General features: G+C 61.5%; 17 protein-coding genes. 5 read left to right on the top strand and 12 right to left on the bottom strand.

The genetic code is table 11. The annotated features are described in order from the left end of the window. Position 1: 1 nt before the first annotated feature. The 3 genes from IAG39_RS07665 to IAG39_RS07675 all read left to right on the top strand — a co-directional run bounded on the left by IAG39_RS07665 (position 2) and on the right by IAG39_RS07675 (position 2632). Positions 2–967, top strand: a complete 966-nt coding sequence (locus IAG39_RS07665) for a Bug family tripartite tricarboxylate transporter substrate binding protein (protein ID WP_050729659.1) — start codon at positions 2–4, stop codon at positions 965–967. Positions 968–1040: 73 nt separating this feature from the next. Next, entirely contained in the window at positions 1041–1829 is a 789-nt protein-coding gene (locus tag IAG39_RS07670) for an enoyl-CoA hydratase/isomerase family protein (protein ID WP_012248152.1), read from the top strand. 2 nt (positions 1830–1831) lie between these two features. Next, the gene (locus tag IAG39_RS07675; RefSeq protein WP_088591534.1) at positions 1832–2632 is read left to right on the top strand and encodes an enoyl-CoA hydratase-related protein; all 801 of its coding nucleotides are present in this window, start codon (positions 1832–1834) and stop codon (positions 2630–2632) included. Here the strand turns inward: IAG39_RS07675 and IAG39_RS07680 are convergent. The 12 genes from IAG39_RS07680 to IAG39_RS07735 form a co-directional block, all read right to left on the bottom strand. Then, positions 2629–3396, bottom strand: a complete 768-nt coding sequence (locus IAG39_RS07680; RefSeq protein ID WP_223283382.1) for an IclR family transcriptional regulator — start codon at positions 3394–3396, stop codon at positions 2629–2631. The two genes, IAG39_RS07675 and IAG39_RS07680, sit on opposite strands and share 4 nt — an antisense overlap. 20 nt (positions 3397–3416) lie before the next feature. Continuing rightward, on the bottom strand, positions 3417–4223 hold the full coding sequence (locus IAG39_RS07685) for an IclR family transcriptional regulator (protein ID WP_012248155.1): 807 nt from the start codon (positions 4221–4223) through the stop codon (positions 3417–3419). A gap of 79 nt (positions 4224–4302) precedes the next feature. After that, complete coding sequence (locus IAG39_RS07690) at positions 4303–5427, bottom strand: NADH:flavin oxidoreductase/NADH oxidase (RefSeq protein WP_012248156.1); 1125 nt, start codon at positions 5425–5427, stop codon at positions 4303–4305. Positions 5428–5466: 39 nt separating this feature from the next. Continuing rightward, positions 5467–5757 (bottom strand): Dabb family protein, encoded by a 291-nt coding sequence (locus IAG39_RS07695; protein WP_012248157.1) that lies wholly within the window; start codon positions 5755–5757, stop codon positions 5467–5469. Positions 5758–5772: 15 nt separating this feature from the next. Further along, positions 5773–6534, bottom strand: a complete 762-nt coding sequence (locus IAG39_RS07700; protein WP_012248158.1) for an SDR family NAD(P)-dependent oxidoreductase — start codon at positions 6532–6534, stop codon at positions 5773–5775. A 46-nt stretch (positions 6535–6580) separates the two neighbouring features. After that, the gene (locus tag IAG39_RS07705; RefSeq protein WP_088591535.1) at positions 6581–7303 is read right to left on the bottom strand and encodes an ABC transporter ATP-binding protein; all 723 of its coding nucleotides are present in this window, start codon (positions 7301–7303) and stop codon (positions 6581–6583) included. Further along, positions 7293–8027, bottom strand: coding sequence for an ABC transporter ATP-binding protein (locus IAG39_RS07710; RefSeq protein WP_050729656.1), 735 nt, complete (start codon positions 8025–8027; stop codon positions 7293–7295). The genes IAG39_RS07705 and IAG39_RS07710 overlap by 11 nt, the downstream gene beginning before the upstream one ends. Before the next feature lie 7 nt (positions 8028–8034). Beyond that, positions 8035–8979, bottom strand: coding sequence for a branched-chain amino acid ABC transporter permease (locus IAG39_RS07715; RefSeq protein WP_088591536.1), 945 nt, complete (start codon positions 8977–8979; stop codon positions 8035–8037). Next, on the bottom strand, positions 8972–9835 hold the full coding sequence (locus tag IAG39_RS07720) for a branched-chain amino acid ABC transporter permease (protein WP_118932920.1): 864 nt from the start codon (positions 9833–9835) through the stop codon (positions 8972–8974). The genes IAG39_RS07715 and IAG39_RS07720 overlap by 8 nt, the downstream gene beginning before the upstream one ends. 49 nt (positions 9836–9884) lie before the next feature. Further along, positions 9885–11093, bottom strand: a complete 1209-nt coding sequence (locus IAG39_RS07725; protein WP_050729654.1) for an ABC transporter substrate-binding protein — start codon at positions 11091–11093, stop codon at positions 9885–9887. Between the two features lie 73 nt (positions 11094–11166). Beyond that, positions 11167–12057, bottom strand: coding sequence for an NAD(P)-dependent oxidoreductase (locus tag IAG39_RS07730; protein ID WP_012248164.1), 891 nt, complete (start codon positions 12055–12057; stop codon positions 11167–11169). A gap of 14 nt (positions 12058–12071) precedes the next feature. Further along, positions 12072–12887, bottom strand: coding sequence for an enoyl-CoA hydratase/isomerase family protein (locus IAG39_RS07735; protein WP_050729653.1), 816 nt, complete (start codon positions 12885–12887; stop codon positions 12072–12074). 175 nt (positions 12888–13062) lie between these two features. On the opposite strand from IAG39_RS07735, the gene IAG39_RS07740 reads away from it, so the two are divergent. Both IAG39_RS07740 and IAG39_RS07745 read left to right on the top strand, forming a co-directional pair. Then, positions 13063–13971, top strand: coding sequence for a LysR family transcriptional regulator (locus IAG39_RS07740; RefSeq protein WP_050729652.1), 909 nt, complete (start codon positions 13063–13065; stop codon positions 13969–13971). A gap of 114 nt (positions 13972–14085) precedes the next feature. Continuing rightward, positions 14086–14790: a CoA transferase subunit A gene (locus IAG39_RS07745; RefSeq protein ID WP_012248167.1), complete on the top strand. Its 705-nt coding sequence runs from the start codon at positions 14086–14088 to the stop codon at positions 14788–14790. Positions 14791–14799: the final 9 nt, after the last annotated feature.

Raw genomic sequence — 14799 nt, forward strand, 5'->3', positions numbered from 1 at the left:
AATGAAATTTTCCCTGCTTTTCGGGTTGCTAGCGTTAACTGTGTGCGCCCAGGGCGCAGTAGCGGCGCCTGCCTCCGCCTTTCCCGAGAAACCTATTACGGTCGTTGTTCCGTTCGCTGCGGGCAGTCCTACCGATGCAGTGGCCCGTGTGCTGTCTGACTCGCTTTCCAAGCGACTGGGGCAGCCGCTGATCGTGCAGAATCGTCCGGGCGCCACCGGTATGATCGGCAGCGAGTATGTGGCGCGCGCGCAGCCGGATGGCTACACCCTGCTGTTCGGCACTAACACTACTCAGGTAGCGAACAAATATTTCTTCAAGAACGTGTCTTATGACGGTCTGAAGGATTTCGCGCCAGTCGCCATCGTCGGCGGCGTGCCGCATGCGTTGGTCGTCAATCCGTCCGTGCCGGTCAGTTCCGTGGCGGAACTCATCGCCTATGCGAAGGCCAACCCGGGCAAGCTCTCGTTTCCCTACGCCAACAGCACCACGCGCATCACCGGCAGTACGTTTCGCGTGATGACGCATACCGATATCTCGGAGATTCCTTACAAGGCTTATGGCCAGGCCGTGTCCGAACTGTTGGGTGGGCAGACACAAATGATGTTCATCGATTTTTCGACTGGCCTGGCCTACATGACCTCGGGCAAGCTCAAGCCCTTGGCCATCACCCCGGCCCGGTCGGACAAACTTCCCGGCGTGCCCGCTATGAAGGAGGCGTTGCCAGGCTTCGAGATCGGAAACTGGAACGGATTATTCGCGCCAAAGGGAACGCCGCCTGAGATCATTGACAAGCTCAATCGGGAAATCACCGGCGCGCTTGAGCAGCCGGAGGTACGTAAGCAGATCGATGGCACAGGCTATGAATTGCTGCCGCCCATGGCGCCCCAGGCGTTCGGAAAATACATTGCCGAGGAGAGTGCGCACTACGGCAAGTTGACCCAGGCCGCGGGCATCAAACCTGAATGAGTATCGGGCCGCGCGCCGTTCGCGCGCGGCATGTACTTCCTTGATTTTCCTGATTAGCGAGTCGCCCTGCATCATGAATAAACCCGACGCCCCTGTTCTGTACTCCGTGCAAGACGGCATCGCCACGATCTGCATAGACCGCCCGGCTCAGCGCAACGCGTTGTCCATCGCTATCTGCGAGCGCCTGCTGGATCTGTGGGACGAGGTCGAACGCGACGACGCCGTGCGAGTGGTGATCCTGACCTCCGCCGACTGCGGCGTGTTCTCTGCCGGCATGGATCTTAAGGAGGCCGCCCAGGTGCGCGCCGAAACCGGCAAGGACATGCTGGAGATGCTGCGGGATCCCTTCCACCAACGCATGCGCCAGGTTCCCAAGCCGATCATCGCCGCCATGACGGGCCACTTCACCGCCGGGGGTATGGTCTTGGCTGCAAACAGCGATATCCGGATCGGCTTGCAGGGGACCCTCGGCGGCATCTCCGAGGCCAAGGTGGGGCGAGGGTCGCCCTGGGGAGTGCCCATGCTGTGGATGCTTCCGCAGCCCTTCATGATGGAACTCATGCTTACCGGCGAGATGCATCCCATCGAGCGCTTTTACCAATTAGGTTTCGTGAACTATGTTGAGGCCGCGCCCGATGCCGTGCGCGAGCGGGCCCAGGCTATAGCGCGCACCATCGCCAACAATGCGCCGCTTACCGTCTGGGCAGCCAAGAAGAGCATCGGGGCGGCAATGGACCTTGGCTGCGAGCGCGGTCTGGAGGCGGCCTGCCGGTACCATGAGCGCGTTTATTCGAGCGCTGACGCAATCGAGGGGCCTCGGGCCTTCGCCGAGAAAAGGGCGCCGCGCTGGATCGGGGCGTGACGATGGACGGCGCTTCGGCTTTTGTCCGGCGCGACGACGATGACGGCGTCGTCACGCTCACGCTAAACCATCCCGACACACTCAATCGCTTCTCTGATGGTTCGCAGTTCCTTGAATTGGCTGCGCACGTGCGCAGGGCCAATGCGGATCCGGCGGTTCGTGTCCTGCTCATCACGGGAGCGGGGAAGGCGTTTTGCGCGGGCGGAGATCTGCGGCACATGGCGGAACGAGAGGGGTTTTCCGCCGGGGACGTTGCCCAGGTGCAAGCGCGCTACCGCGAAACCGTGCACCAATTGCCAGCAGCGCTGGCCGAAGCGGATGTTCCGACCATTGCTGCAGTGAATGGCGCGGCCTACGGGGTGGGCTGCGATCTGGCGTGCTTTTGCGATATCCGGATCGCCGCAGAGAGCGCGCGCTTTTCGGTCAGTTTTGCCCGCCTTGGCATTGTGGCTGGCGATGGTGGAGCCTGGATGTTGCCGCGGCTCGTTGGCCGTTCCAAGGCCATGGAACTGGCTTTCACCGCGGAGTCCATCGATGCCCGGGAGGCGCTACGCATCGGTCTCGTGTCGGATGTGGCGCCGGACGATCGGCTGGGCCAGCGCGCCGCGCAATTGGCGCGGAAGATTGCGCGGCATCCTTCCGCGGCGTTGCGCATGCACAAACGCCTGCTGCGAGACGCCGAACAGCACACACTGGCAACTCATCTGGACGTGGTGGCCGCATTTCAAGCGATCGCACACGCATCTGAAGACCACCTGCGGGCGGTGCGCGACGCGGTTGGCGCCCTGGGGAAACCTCGTTAGTCTTCGTCTTCGGCGGCTAGGGCGATACGCTCGGCGATGGCCAGCAGCGACGCTGCAACCTGGCCCCGCAACACCGCTTCCGTGACATCCACACTCACGGCCATGGCGGCCAGGGCGAACTCCGAGCCCGCCTTTACCGGGGTGGCGATGGAGGCGGTGTGCGTGGCCACGGGCGCGGCCAGGTAACACCAGCCCGTTTTTTCCAGATCTCGGAACGCGGCGTAGACTTCGTCGAGCGGTCGCGACACGCCGGAGGGCGCGTCAGCCTCGATCATGCGGAGTAATTCATCGCGTTGTTCCTTCGGTCGTCCCCATAGGTAGGCGCGGCCGGAGGCCGAGACGGCCATAGGAAAACGAGCGCCGCTAGTCAGGCCCAGCTGTACCCGGCCGGCGGGAACGCAGTGCTCGACTACCAGCATATGCAGCCGGTCGCGCGTGCTCAGCGTGACATGGACGCCGAAGCGCTGCGACAGCTCGCGCATAAGCGGCCTGGCTGCCTGGCCAACCGCCAGACCCTTCTTGGCAGCTCGACCCAGCGCCAGGCAGGCAATATGGGGTTCGTAGCTGTCGCCTGTGGCCTGGAGAAAATGCTGGGCCTGCAACGTCTGGACGAGCTTTTCGGTCGTCGGGCGGGACAGCTCAAGTTTGCGAGCGATGTCTGCCAGCGTGAGTTTGCGGTGGCGCAGGTCGAACAGACGCAGCACCTCCAGGCCCCGACGCAGCGAATCCACCTGGGCGTCGTCGCGCGGCGTGCCCGGTGTCAATTGGCGAGTCCGTACCATTATTATTCCGCCTGCATATTGCTGAGTTCGGCTTCAAGTCGGTTTTTGAGGGCGAGCAGGTCCGGGATAACTTCCTGCTTCAGCCGCGGCAACTCCAGGGAATTCGACGGTGCGGCGCAGCCCAGGGCATAGGTGTGTGGACCTTCTGGCGTGTCGACGACCACTGCGGCGCCGTTGGTGCCGGCCTCAAGGGTGCCGGCCGCGATGCAATAGCCGTCGCTCGCCATTTGAGAAATGGCGGTCGGCACTTCGCGGCTCAAGAGCTCCCAAGCTTGCGGGTCAGCCGTGCCAAGCTTTTCGAGGAATGCCGTGCGTTCGGCATCGCCCATTGCGCCGACCAGTGCCCTGCCCAGGGCCGAGCGGTCAATGCGAAGGCGCGAACCGGCGCGCACCCGCAAGGTGAAAATCATGTCTCGGCTATGAGCAACCTCGTTGCAGACCATGCTGCTGGCATCGGGTGAGGCGAGCACGACGGAGACCTGATGCTGGTCGGCGAACTGCTGCATCAGCGGCCTCGCTAGCATGACAAAGTCCCGGTGCGAGGCCGCGATGAACCCAAGCGCAAGCACGGCCGCGCCTAGGCGATAGGCGGCTCGCTGGGCCGAATATTGCAGGTATTCTGCTTCCAGCAGATTGGCCGTGAGGCGGGATACTGTCGGCTTGGGCAGGCCGGTGAGCGCCGCGATTTCGGAGTTGCTCAACCAGTCATTGTTCGGTTCGAACGCCGAGAGAACGGTCAACCCGCGCGACAGCACCCGGACTTGGCGAATGCCTGGCTTTTCGGAGTACGAATCAGCGGATGTATTCATCGAGTCATCAAAATGAAATTAGACTCGATTCTACAGGCAAGCCCCGTGATATGGGCTTGGTTTAACCGTCGAACGCTCCCTAAAAGACCTTCGGACGACGCTTTAGCCACCAGCCGTATTGTTCTGGCCAAGCCAGAAACTCTGGATCGGCCTGCAGAGCCAAGCGGGCGTGCAGGGGCCAATTCGGATTGAGAAGGGCCTCCCGCCCGACAGCCACCAAATCGGCCTTATCCCCAACCAGAATCGCCTCGGCCTGCTCCGGATCAACGATCAACCCCACTGCGATCGTCCCGATGCCAGCCTCCTGCTTGACCGCCTGCGCAAAGGGAACCTGGAACCCCGGCCCGCGCTTGACGGCCTGCGGACCTTGTCCCGCCGTGGCAGGCGCCTGTATGCCACCGGATGAACAGTCGATCAGATCAACGCCCAGTGCTTTCAATTCGCGGGAAAACAAGATGCTGTCTGACAACTGCCACCCGCCCTCAATACCGTCGACGGCCGATATCCGCACAGATACCGGAATGTCGGAGGGCAGGGCGTCCCGGACGGCGGCCGCGACCTGAAGGGGAAAGCGCATCCGGTTCTCTAGCGACCCGCCATACTCGTCCTGCCGCTTGTTGGTGACGGGCGAAAGAAAGCTGTGCAGCAGGTAGCCATGCGCGGCGTGAATTTCGACAAACCGGTATCCCGCGCTGACTGCGCGGACTGTCGCGTCGCGGAAGCTGGCGCCGATGCCAGCCAGTTCGCTGGCCTCAAGTTCGCGAGGCACGGGCCAGCCTTCCTGTACCGGCACGGAAGAGGGCGCCGTGGTCTCCCAGGCCTGATCTTCCGAAGACAGTGCCAACGGCCGATTGCCTTCCCAGGGCCTGCCCGTGCTTGCCTTGCGGCCGGCATGACCGATCTGAATCGACGGCACCACGCCGTGCGTGGTCATGATGCGTGCTAGTTCCGCAAGTCCTGGGATCTGCTCATCGCTCCAGATTCCCAGGTCGCCAAGGGTTCCCCGGCCATCGCGGGTGACAGCCGCGACTTCAATCATTGCGCTGCCGGGTCCGCCCCGGGCCAGGCCGGCGGTATGGAACCGGTGCCAGTCCTGGACCAGTCCGTCGATGGCGGAGTACTGGCTCATCGGAGAGATGAGTACGCGATTGGGCAACTCGACGCCGCGCAGTTTGAACGGGGTAAACAGTTTGGTGTCCCGCATGAGGTTCCTCGTTTCGGATCGTTGTGTCATGGCGGAGGATCAGGCTTCGTAGTCCAGCACGATGAGCTGCCGGCTTAGTGCCGCGACTTTCTGCTTCAGCGGCACGTGGGCGGGAGCCTGCTGGTAGTGGTCGTGGGCGGCTGAGTCCACGAAGTCCGCCACGAATGCGTGGGTGTAGGAATGGGCGCGATCCGACGCATTGGTGGCAATGCGCAGGTCCAGGATACCCGGGATCTCTTTCTTGATCGTCTGGCACATGCCGACGATGTCTTCGTGGTCTTCTCTGGTGAGCGGGGCGTTGAAGCTGAGCATGACAATATGTCGAAACATGATGGCTCCGATCGATCAGGAAATGGTCAACCCGCCGTCGACGGCGAGGATGTGGCCGGTCGTGGAGCGGGACTCGTCGGAAGCCAGATACAACGCGGCGTGGGCGATATCTTCGGGCTGCACCAGCCCAAAAAGCTGGCCGTCCAGCGATTTGCTGGTGACGCCATCGTCTTTCAGCAGCTTTAGCACGCGCTCTGTCGCCGTCGCTCCGGGAGCCACCGCATTCACGCGAATTCGGTACTGTGCATATTCCACAGCCATCGACCGGGTCAGCGCGCTGACTGCGCCCTTGGCCGCCGTGTAGGCGTCCTTGCCGTGAGTGCCGATCAGGGCAAAGATGGATGTGCTGTTGATGACGGACCCGCCGTTCCCCGCGTCCATCATGGCCTGGATGCCGTAGCGGCATCCCAACCAGGTGCCAAACAGGTCGAGTTTCATCTTGGACCAGAACTCGTCCACCGGAGCGTCCGTCACGCGGCTGTCGCGCACGGTCGAGCCTCCGGCATTGTTGTACAGCACGTCAAATCGTCCGAACTCCGCCACGGTCCGTTTGACGGCCGCCTCCAGGCTTTCGGGTTCGGTGACGTCGGTGTGGATGAAGCGGGCAGGGCGGCCCGTCGATTTTTCGACGATGGCGGCGGTCTGCTCGCCCGCGGCGGTGTCACGCTCGGCGATAACGACCTGGGCGCCTTCCTGGGCGAATAGCAATGCGCTGGCACAGCCGATACCGGCGCCGCCGCCCGTGATGAAGGCGACTTTTCCTTCGAGTCGATGCATAAATACCTCGCAAAAAACGGATAAGTGGATGAGGGATGCGTGGGGGTCAAATGCCCAGATAGGCTTTGCGCACCGATTCACTGCTGGCCAGCTCCGACGCCAGGCCTTGCAACTGAATCTCACCGCGCTCGAGGATGAAGGCGTGGGTCGCAATCTCCAGTGCCATCTCTGCGTTCTGTTCCACAAGCATCACATCCACGCCTTCCGCCGCGATGTCCTGGATGATCTGGGCGATGGTGTCGACGATGGCGGGCGCAAGCCCGATTGTGGGCTCGTCAAGCAGCAGTAGCCGCGGCTTGGCCATCAGGGCGCGGCCGACAGCAACCATCTGTTGCTGGCCGCCACTGAGACTACCCGCCGGTGACTTGAGCCTTGTCTTCAGAGCGGGAAAGCGTTCCAGCACGTCTGCCATTCCCTGCTGAATGGCATTCTTGCTTTTCTCGCGGTAGGCGCCCAGTTCCAGGTTTTCCCCTACCGTCATGGCTTTGAACAGGCGCCGGCCTTCGGGCACCAGGACGAGGCCCCTGGAGACGAGGGCATCGGGTGCCAGTCCGGTGATGTCTTCTCCATAAAGGCGGACACGTCCGGAAGAGGGCGCGACCAGGCCGGTCAAGGCCTTCATGATGGTCGATTTTCCGGCGCCATTGGAACCGACGATGGTGGAGATGGATCCCCGCTTCACCGTGAAGCTCGCCGCGCTCACCGCCGGCACGATGCCATACATCACCGACAGTCGCTCGACGTCGAGCACATTTTCGTTATTGTTCATGCCGCTTCCCCAGATAGGCCGAAATCACGCGCGGATCCCGCTGGATCTCGGCCGGGGTACCGGTGGCTAGAAACACGCCATAGTCCAGCACCACGATGCGATCGCAGATATCCATGACCGCCTTCATGTTGTGTTCCACAAGCAGCATCGAAACGCCGTACTCCTCGCGCATCCTGCGGAAGATCGCCAACACTGACGATGCCTCGGTCTGGTTCAGACCGGTCAACGGTTCGTCCAGGCAGAGCAGGCTTGGCCGGGCGGCGAAAGCGATGGCGATGCTGACCAGGCGCTGCAGGCCGTGCGAAAGGTTCCCCGCAACTTCGCTCAGGACTTCCGACAGGCCCATAAGCGCCGCGGTTTCTCGTACGCGTGCGTCCCGTTCAGCTTTATGGCGCATCGTCGCGAACGTACCGACGACGATGTTGTCGTAGACGGTCATGTCGCGCAGCATGCTGTCGTGCTGGAACGTGCGGACCAGGCCCTGCCGGGAGATCCGGGCGGCGCTCTGGCCGGTGATGTCCTGGCCCATGAAGGTCAGCTTGCCGCCAGACGGCTTGTAGTAGCCGCTTACCACGTTGAACGTGGTGCTTTTGCCGGCGCCATTGGGGCCGATGAGTCCAAGGATTTCTCCTTTGCGGACTTCGAAGCTCAAATCCTTGATTGCCACCAGGCCGCCAAAGCGGCGGCTCAGGCCATCGACTTTAAGTAGTACTTGGTTTTCCATGAAGACCTCAGGCGTGGGGCTTCGCCGCGGCAGTCAGCCCAGGCGCGCGCTTGTTGAGGTGGCGGCCCAGGCCGATCAGGCCCCCCGGCATCAGCAGCACCGAGATCACGATGGCGGCTCCGTAGAAGATGTGCTCGTAGGGGCCGAAGCTCAGGGCGAACTGGCCGAGCAGCGTCAAAACGATGGCGCCGACGACCGCGCCCAGGATGTGGGATTCGCCGCCCACCTTCAGATAGGCCAGCGCGTATACCGCCAGCAGGAAGCCAAAATCCCCCGGACTGATGACGTTGTTCGAGTAAGCCAGTAGCGCACCGGCAATGCCGGCAACGAACGAAGAAACACCCAGGCACAGCACCTTGGTCAGATGCACGTTGATGCCGACGGTCTCGACGATGGCGTCGTTATTGCGGATGGCCACAAGGACTTTGCCGAAATCGGATTTCTCGATGAACCAGAGCGCCCAGAGCAGTGCGAGCACCACGGCGACGACCAGGGCGGGCAAGTAGCCGTCCAGGTAGGCCGGCGGAAAGATACCCACCATGCCGGAGCTCCCTCCGATGGCTTCGGTCTTGGTGTAGATCATGCGGATCACTTCGGTGAAAGCGAAGCCGATCAGCATGAAATAGGGGCCCTTGGCGCGCAGCGTGATGTAGCCGAACACAAGGCTGATCAGGCCGGCGAAGACTGCGCTTGCCACCAGCGTGAGCAGGAAGGGCCAGTTGAACGTGACGCTCCCGACACCCGCCATATAGGCGCCTAGGCCCACAAAGCCGGCGACGGCAAAATTCAGTTCACCGATCAAGGTGACAAAGCGGAAGCTGGCGGTAATCAGCACGTTGACGGCCAGCCACAGGACCAGGCTGGCGGCCAGGCCGCCGCCCTGAAGCAGGCTGGCGGCGATCGCCACCAGGCCGACCGAGGCGATTGCAGGGGTGAGTAGCGATTTAGCCATTGCCGAGAATTCCCTCCGGACGAACGAGAAGTACAAACATGGTCAGGACGAACATCGTGATCGTGGCCCAGGTGGGATCGAAGTAGTAGCCGCCCAGGCTTTCGATGACGGCGATCAGCAGGCTGCCCAGGATTGCGCCGGGTATGCTGCCCAGCCCGCCGATGACGATCGCGATGAAACCCCGGATGAGATAGTCGCTGCCGATGATCGGGCTGGAAACGGTCACGGGCGATAGCAGTACTGCGGCGATCGCCGCGAGCGAGGTCGCGATGAAAAAGCCGGCCAGGGCGATCCGTCGGTACGGGATGCCCTGCAGCATCGCAGCCTCATGGTCTTCCGAGACCGCGCGCAGTGCCTTTCCCAGACGGCTTGACGCGATGGTCCAGCACATGAGAGCGGCCACCAGCAGTGCGCAGCAGGTGATGATCAGGCGCTGGATGGTGATGTAGGCGCCCATGATGTTCACCGTTCCTTCGACCAGCGCGGGGAGCTTGTTGGGAACGCCGCCGAAGGATTCCAGGAATATGCCTTGCAGCAACAGCGAGAGGCCGACCGACACCACAAAGGAGCCGGTCATGTCGCGCTGGAACCGCTGGAGGGCGAACTTGTAGATCACCCCCCCCAGTAGCAGCGTCAAGGCGATCCCAAGCACTCCGCTCAGCGCATAGGACGCAAAAAGCGGCAACTGCTCGCTGATCAGGAACGGGACTGTCACTCCCATCACCAGCAGCGGCAGCGTAAAGAACTCTCCGTGTGCGAAGTTGACGATTCGCATGACGCCGAAGATCAGCGTCAAGCCCAACGAGAACAGGATGTACGCCGCGGCGATCTGCATACTGTTCATGATTAATTGCATGTAAACGTCCAACTTGTCTCCCCCGACTTATCGCCGTCCAGCGTTCTGATTACTTGCCTTGCGCCAGGCGCTTTTGCAGCTCTTCCGGCACCACGCGCTCAACTTCCACGAGCTTTCCGTCTTGAATCTGCGTGATCATGACCGGGATGAGCATCTGCTGAGGCGAACCGTAGGTCGCCTCGCCACCGAACGCCGTCTTGCCGTACGACGTGTCAAAGACGATCTTGGGCATGACCTTCAGAATCTCGGCAGGTTCGATGCTTTGCGCGGCTTCCATGCCCGCCTTGAGGGCGTACACAGAGTCGTAGGGTGCGAGCTGCAGCGGGTTGAGTGATTCCCCGACGGCCTTTTTCATGCCTTCGTTGAGCTCACGTTGCTTGCTGGTTGCCTGCTGTCCGGCGTAATCGCCCGAAAAGCCCATGTACACCCCGTTAGCTGCTTGACCGCCAATGTCCACGAGCTGCGCTGCCCCCGTGCCCACCGGCTGAACCTTGACACCGTCCCATCCGAGTACGGCCAGTTCGCGGAAGAGCACGCCTGCATCGGCCGGGGGAGCAACGCCCAGGTCAATGACGTCCGGCATCACCGCCGCGAGTTTTTGCGCAATGGGCTGGAATTGCGTGGTGCCGCGTTCGTACCAGTTGACTGACACCACCTTCACGCCAAGCTTTTCCCAAGCCTTCTGGGCGACCGGTTCGGTCTCCTTGCCGGTCGCGTCGTTGGGATTGAGCATGGCAACGGTCTTGATGGAGCCGTGTTTGGCCTTTACGTAGGCATACAGGGGTTCCAGGATTTCGAACGGCGTGGTCGATTGGGTCAAGGTGTAGGGCTTGGTTGGTCCCTTGACGGTCTTGCCCCAGGCCGAGGTGAACAGAATGACCTGGTTCCGCTCGGTGAGCGACTGCAAAGCCAGAATCGGCGCGGTGCCGATGCTGCCGACCACGTAGCGGGATTTGTCGCGATTCACGATGTTCTGCGCGACCTTGGTCCCTTCCGCGGCGTTGTATTTGTTGTCGTAGGCACGGACTTCAAATTTATAGGTGGTGCCGCCGATCTTCACGCCGCCGGCGTCATTGATTTCCTTGGCGGCCTGCTTGGCGGTCCATTCCTGTCCAAGCCCCCACGTTGCAGCGGCGCCTGACATCGGCGCAGATACGCCCAATATCAAGGTCTTGGTGTCCTGTCCGAATGCGGCGCCGGACGTGAGCGACGCCGTCGCCAAAGTCACAGCCGTAAGAACGCAGTTGAGGTTCTTCATCTTGTCTTCTCCGTATTTATAGGTGTAGTGATTCCCGGCGCGTGCCGGCTTTTACCGGATTCCCGGTATGTCTTTAGCCCGACTGAGGTGTACGTCCGGCGCTGGTCCAGCGCGTGGCTTCGTTGGGGCCGTGGTTGTCCACGTAACTCGACACCTGCTTGAGCAGTCCGGGCGCAATGCCTGCCTGCTCGCTCAGTGCCAAGGCCAGGTGCAGATCCTTCGCGACGATTCGGTGGATGTCCGGGTAGGCGTCTTCCGTCGGCGACCACGCGCGGAATTGCGCGCGGCCCAGGGCCGCGTTGGCAGTCAGAAAGTTCCTTCCGGTACTGACGTCCAGGATGGGCGCGAAGCTCTCAAGGGAAACGCCATGCGCCTGAGCCAGTTCGATGGCTTCAGCGGTCAAATAGATATTTGCCACGCAGACCATGTTGTTGATGATCTTGGCGACCTGCGCAGATCCCAACGCGCCGCAGTGGAAAATTCGGCTACCCATAGCCTGCATCAATGGCCTGGCCAGTTCGGCGTCGGATACGGCTCCGCCCACCATGATCGTGAGCGTTCCTTCTTGTGCGCCCACGACGCCGCCGCTCACCGGCGCGTCGAGCAGGTGGGCGCCGGCTACAGCGAGCGGCGCCTCCAGCGTGCGCAGGGTAGCGGGCAGCGTGGTGCTCATCATGCACACGATGGGCTGGTGGCCGCTGGGAATGGCGTGAACCAGTCCGCCGTCGCCAAGCAGGGCGTCTGTAATTTGAGCGTCATTGGCGAGCAGCACAATGATCGCGTCCGCTCCAGCGCAATCCTTCACTTCAGAAGTTGTGGCGACGCCTTCACGGGCAAAGCTCTCGCGTACGGCGGCACTGCGGTCGCAGATGATGAGGTCAAAACCTCCACGCCGAACGCAGCGCGCCATTGGCGCACCCATGTTGCCGGCGCCGATGAAGGCGACTGTTTTGATGGATTTCATGAGCGCTGCTCCGCCTAGACACCCAGGTCCAGGTCGAACCGGGGAGCGCGGCGCTCTTGCAATGCGCTCACTCCCTCCCGCGCCTCGGGGCTTCCGAAGCCCATGAACTCCAGCGCCAGCGAGGTATCGAAAATGGGTCCGGCCTGACGCAGCCAATTGTTCAGGGCGTACTTGGTCCACCGCATCGCACCCGGCGCGCCTGCCGCGAGCTTCCCGGCGATCTCAAGGGCTTTGTCTTGAAGCGCGTCGTCCTCAACGCACAACGACACGAGACCCAGCGCTTCGGCCTGCGCGCCGCTCACGGGTTCGCACAACATCAGGTGGTATTTGGCCTTGGCCATCCCGCAAAGCAAGGGCCAGATGATGGCCGCATGGTCGCCTGCGGCGACGCCCAGCTTGGTGTGGCCGTCCACAATGCGGGCCGATTTCGCTGCAATCGAGATGTCGGCCAGCAGAGCCGCCACCAGACCCGCGCCCACCGCCGGGCCATGAATGGCGGAGACGATAGGTTTCGAACAGTTGATGATGTTGTAGACCAGGTCTCGGGCTTCTCGCCAGACACGGGCCCTGGCCTTGAAATCGTCGTTGATCTCTTCGAGCATGCGGAAATCACCACCAGCCGAGAACGCACGCCCGGCTCCGCGGATGATCACGGCGCTGACCTCGGGATCGGTGTCGATCTCGCGCCATACCTCCGCCAGTTCGGCGTGCCCCCGGGAATCCAGGGAATTCATGCGCTCGGGGTTGTTCAGCGTCAGGCGCAGAACACGGTCAAGCGGACGGTCGAATTCAATCGCCGTGTAGTTCTGATAACGAAGGTTTTCTGTCATCCTCGACTCCAACTTCAGGTACGTGATTGGGCGGCCGTTTGTCGGCCGTCCGCGTTCTTCTGCGCCGATATGACGCGTGCCTTTCTGCGTAACTGCTGGCGCAATTGTGCGATCCGCACTTGCTTTATCAAAGACCACCGTTGCACCCTTAGTGTGCGCTGATGCACAATGAGCCATGGATACGCACCCCGAATGGAACGACCTCAAAGTTTTTCTGGCTGTCGCACGGCTGGGCACGATCTCCGATGCGGGGGAGAAGCTCGGGATCGAGCACTCCACTGTTTCGCGGCGGATCGACCGGCTGGAAGCGACCTTGCGCGTGGTCTTGTTTGACCGACGCCGCAGCGGCTATTCGCTGACCGATGCTGGCCATGCGCTGATTCCTCACGCGGAAAAAATGGAAAGCGCGCTGTTGGCCGCTGTGGAAGAAAGCCTGGAGGCGGCCGACTTCATCAAAGGCAATGTTCGCGTTGGAACACCGGAAGCATTTGGTATCCACGTGCTTGCCCCGGGGATGGCGCAGTTGCGCCAGAAACATCCCGGACTGCGCATTGAACTGATGGCCCAGCCCCAATTCCCCAGCCTTGTGACCAGGGAAGTCGAAATCCTGGTGACGCTTGATCCGCCGCAGATGGGGCGATACAAGGTCGCGAAGCTGGCGCAGATCGACTACTTCCTTTATTGCTCTCCTGCCTACCGGGACGCCCATCCTCCAATACGTGAACTCAGCGACGTCGCTCAGCACGATTTCCTGGACTACATCCATGATGGTTCGGTCAGTGAGCGCTATCGCGTGCTTGAAGAGCTCGTCCTGGAACCGAATCGATGTTTCAGCTCGAACAGCGTGCTTGCACAGCGCTCGGCCGCAGCGGCTGGGCTGGGGCTTGTCTTGCTTACGCCCTATGTCGCAAACGTGAATAGCGGCGACCTCATCAGCGTTTTTCCTGATAAGCCCCTCATTACGCGGAGCTTATGGATTGCGGCGCCCGAAGATCTGCTGCGGATCAAACGCTACCAGTTCGCTTGGCGATTTATCCGTGAACAGGTCGAATCGCAGCCGGAGCTGTTCCACCCGTCCGCTTGATCGCTGTGCAGAATTGCACAATAAGGTTGCGGCAAATCCATTGTTCCGGCCGCATCGAATCCCTAGTATCTGGGGGGTTACCACCCACTCAACCCCATTTACTTCGGTTAGAGAATGAGAAAGATATATGGAGATGTGGCCGACGCCCTGGACGGGGTCATCACGAACGGCCAAACGATAGCTGTCGGGGGTTTCGGCCTGTGCGGCATTCCTTCAGCATTGATAGAAGGGATGCGTGACAGCGGCGTCGGCAATCTGACTTGCATCAGCAACAACGCTGGCGTTGATGACTTCGGTCTGGGGCTACTACTGCAGTCGCGCCAGGTGAAGCGCATGATCGCGTCGTACGTTGGCGAGAACAAGGAATTCGAAAGACAGTACTTGAGTGGCGAACTGGAGCTGGAGTTCAACCCTCAAGGGACGCTTGCGGAGCGTTTGCGCGCAGGCGGCGCCGGAATTCCCGCGTTTTTCACCAGGACTGGCGTCGGCACTGTCGTCGAGGAAGGCAAAGAGACCAGGCAGTTCGGTGGCCAGACCTACATCATGGAGTTGGCGCTCCGGCCGGATGTCTCGCTGGTGAAAGCAAAGCGTGCAGATCGAGCAGGCAACCTTGTCTTTGCACGCACAGCTCGAAACTTCAATCCCGACGTGGCAATGGCGGGAGCGGTGACGATCGCCGAAGTGGAAGAACTGGTGGAAGAGGGCGAGATCGATCCTGACGATGTGCATCTGCCAGGAATCTTCGTCGATCGTATCGTCGTCGTACCCAACCCGGAAAAGCGCATCGAGCGCAAGAGTTTCCGTTCACGGCCGCAGTAAGGAGAATTT

The organism is Achromobacter xylosoxidans (assembly GCF_014490035.1).
In the GTDB taxonomy this organism is placed as follows: domain Bacteria; phylum Pseudomonadota; class Gammaproteobacteria; order Burkholderiales; family Burkholderiaceae_B; genus Achromobacter; species Achromobacter bronchisepticus_A.

Excerpts from the sequence above, each read along its gene's own strand:
- IAG39_RS07665 (WP_050729659.1), top strand. The coding sequence starts at position 2 with ATGAAATTTTCCCTGCTTTTCGGGTTGCTAGCGTTAACTGTGTGCGCC.
- IAG39_RS07670 (WP_012248152.1), top strand. The coding sequence starts at position 1,041 with ATGAATAAACCCGACGCCCCTGTTCTGTACTCCGTGCAAGACGGCATC.
- IAG39_RS07675 (WP_088591534.1), top strand. The coding sequence starts at position 1,832 with ATGGACGGCGCTTCGGCTTTTGTCCGGCGCGACGACGATGACGGCGTC.
- IAG39_RS07685 (WP_012248155.1), bottom strand. The coding sequence starts at position 4,223 with ATGAATACATCCGCTGATTCGTACTCCGAAAAGCCAGGCATTCGCCAA.
- IAG39_RS07690 (WP_012248156.1), bottom strand. The coding sequence starts at position 5,427 with ATGCGGGACACCAAACTGTTTACCCCGTTCAAACTGCGCGGCGTCGAG.
- IAG39_RS07695 (WP_012248157.1), bottom strand. The coding sequence starts at position 5,757 with ATGTTTCGACATATTGTCATGCTCAGCTTCAACGCCCCGCTCACCAGA.
- IAG39_RS07700 (WP_012248158.1), bottom strand. The coding sequence starts at position 6,534 with ATGCATCGACTCGAAGGAAAAGTCGCCTTCATCACGGGCGGCGGCGCC.
- IAG39_RS07705 (WP_088591535.1), bottom strand. The coding sequence starts at position 7,303 with ATGAACAATAACGAAAATGTGCTCGACGTCGAGCGACTGTCGGTGATG.
- IAG39_RS07710 (WP_050729656.1), bottom strand. The coding sequence starts at position 8,027 with ATGGAAAACCAAGTACTACTTAAAGTCGATGGCCTGAGCCGCCGCTTT.
- IAG39_RS07715 (WP_088591536.1), bottom strand. The coding sequence starts at position 8,979 with ATGGCTAAATCGCTACTCACCCCTGCAATCGCCTCGGTCGGCCTGGTG.
- IAG39_RS07720 (WP_118932920.1), bottom strand. The coding sequence starts at position 9,835 with ATGCAATTAATCATGAACAGTATGCAGATCGCCGCGGCGTACATCCTG.
- IAG39_RS07725 (WP_050729654.1), bottom strand. The coding sequence starts at position 11,093 with ATGAAGAACCTCAACTGCGTTCTTACGGCTGTGACTTTGGCGACGGCG.
- IAG39_RS07730 (WP_012248164.1), bottom strand. The coding sequence starts at position 12,057 with ATGAAATCCATCAAAACAGTCGCCTTCATCGGCGCCGGCAACATGGGT.
- IAG39_RS07735 (WP_050729653.1), bottom strand. The coding sequence starts at position 12,887 with ATGACAGAAAACCTTCGTTATCAGAACTACACGGCGATTGAATTCGAC.
- IAG39_RS07740 (WP_050729652.1), top strand. The coding sequence starts at position 13,063 with ATGGATACGCACCCCGAATGGAACGACCTCAAAGTTTTTCTGGCTGTC.
- IAG39_RS07745 (WP_012248167.1), top strand. The coding sequence starts at position 14,086 with ATGAGAAAGATATATGGAGATGTGGCCGACGCCCTGGACGGGGTCATC.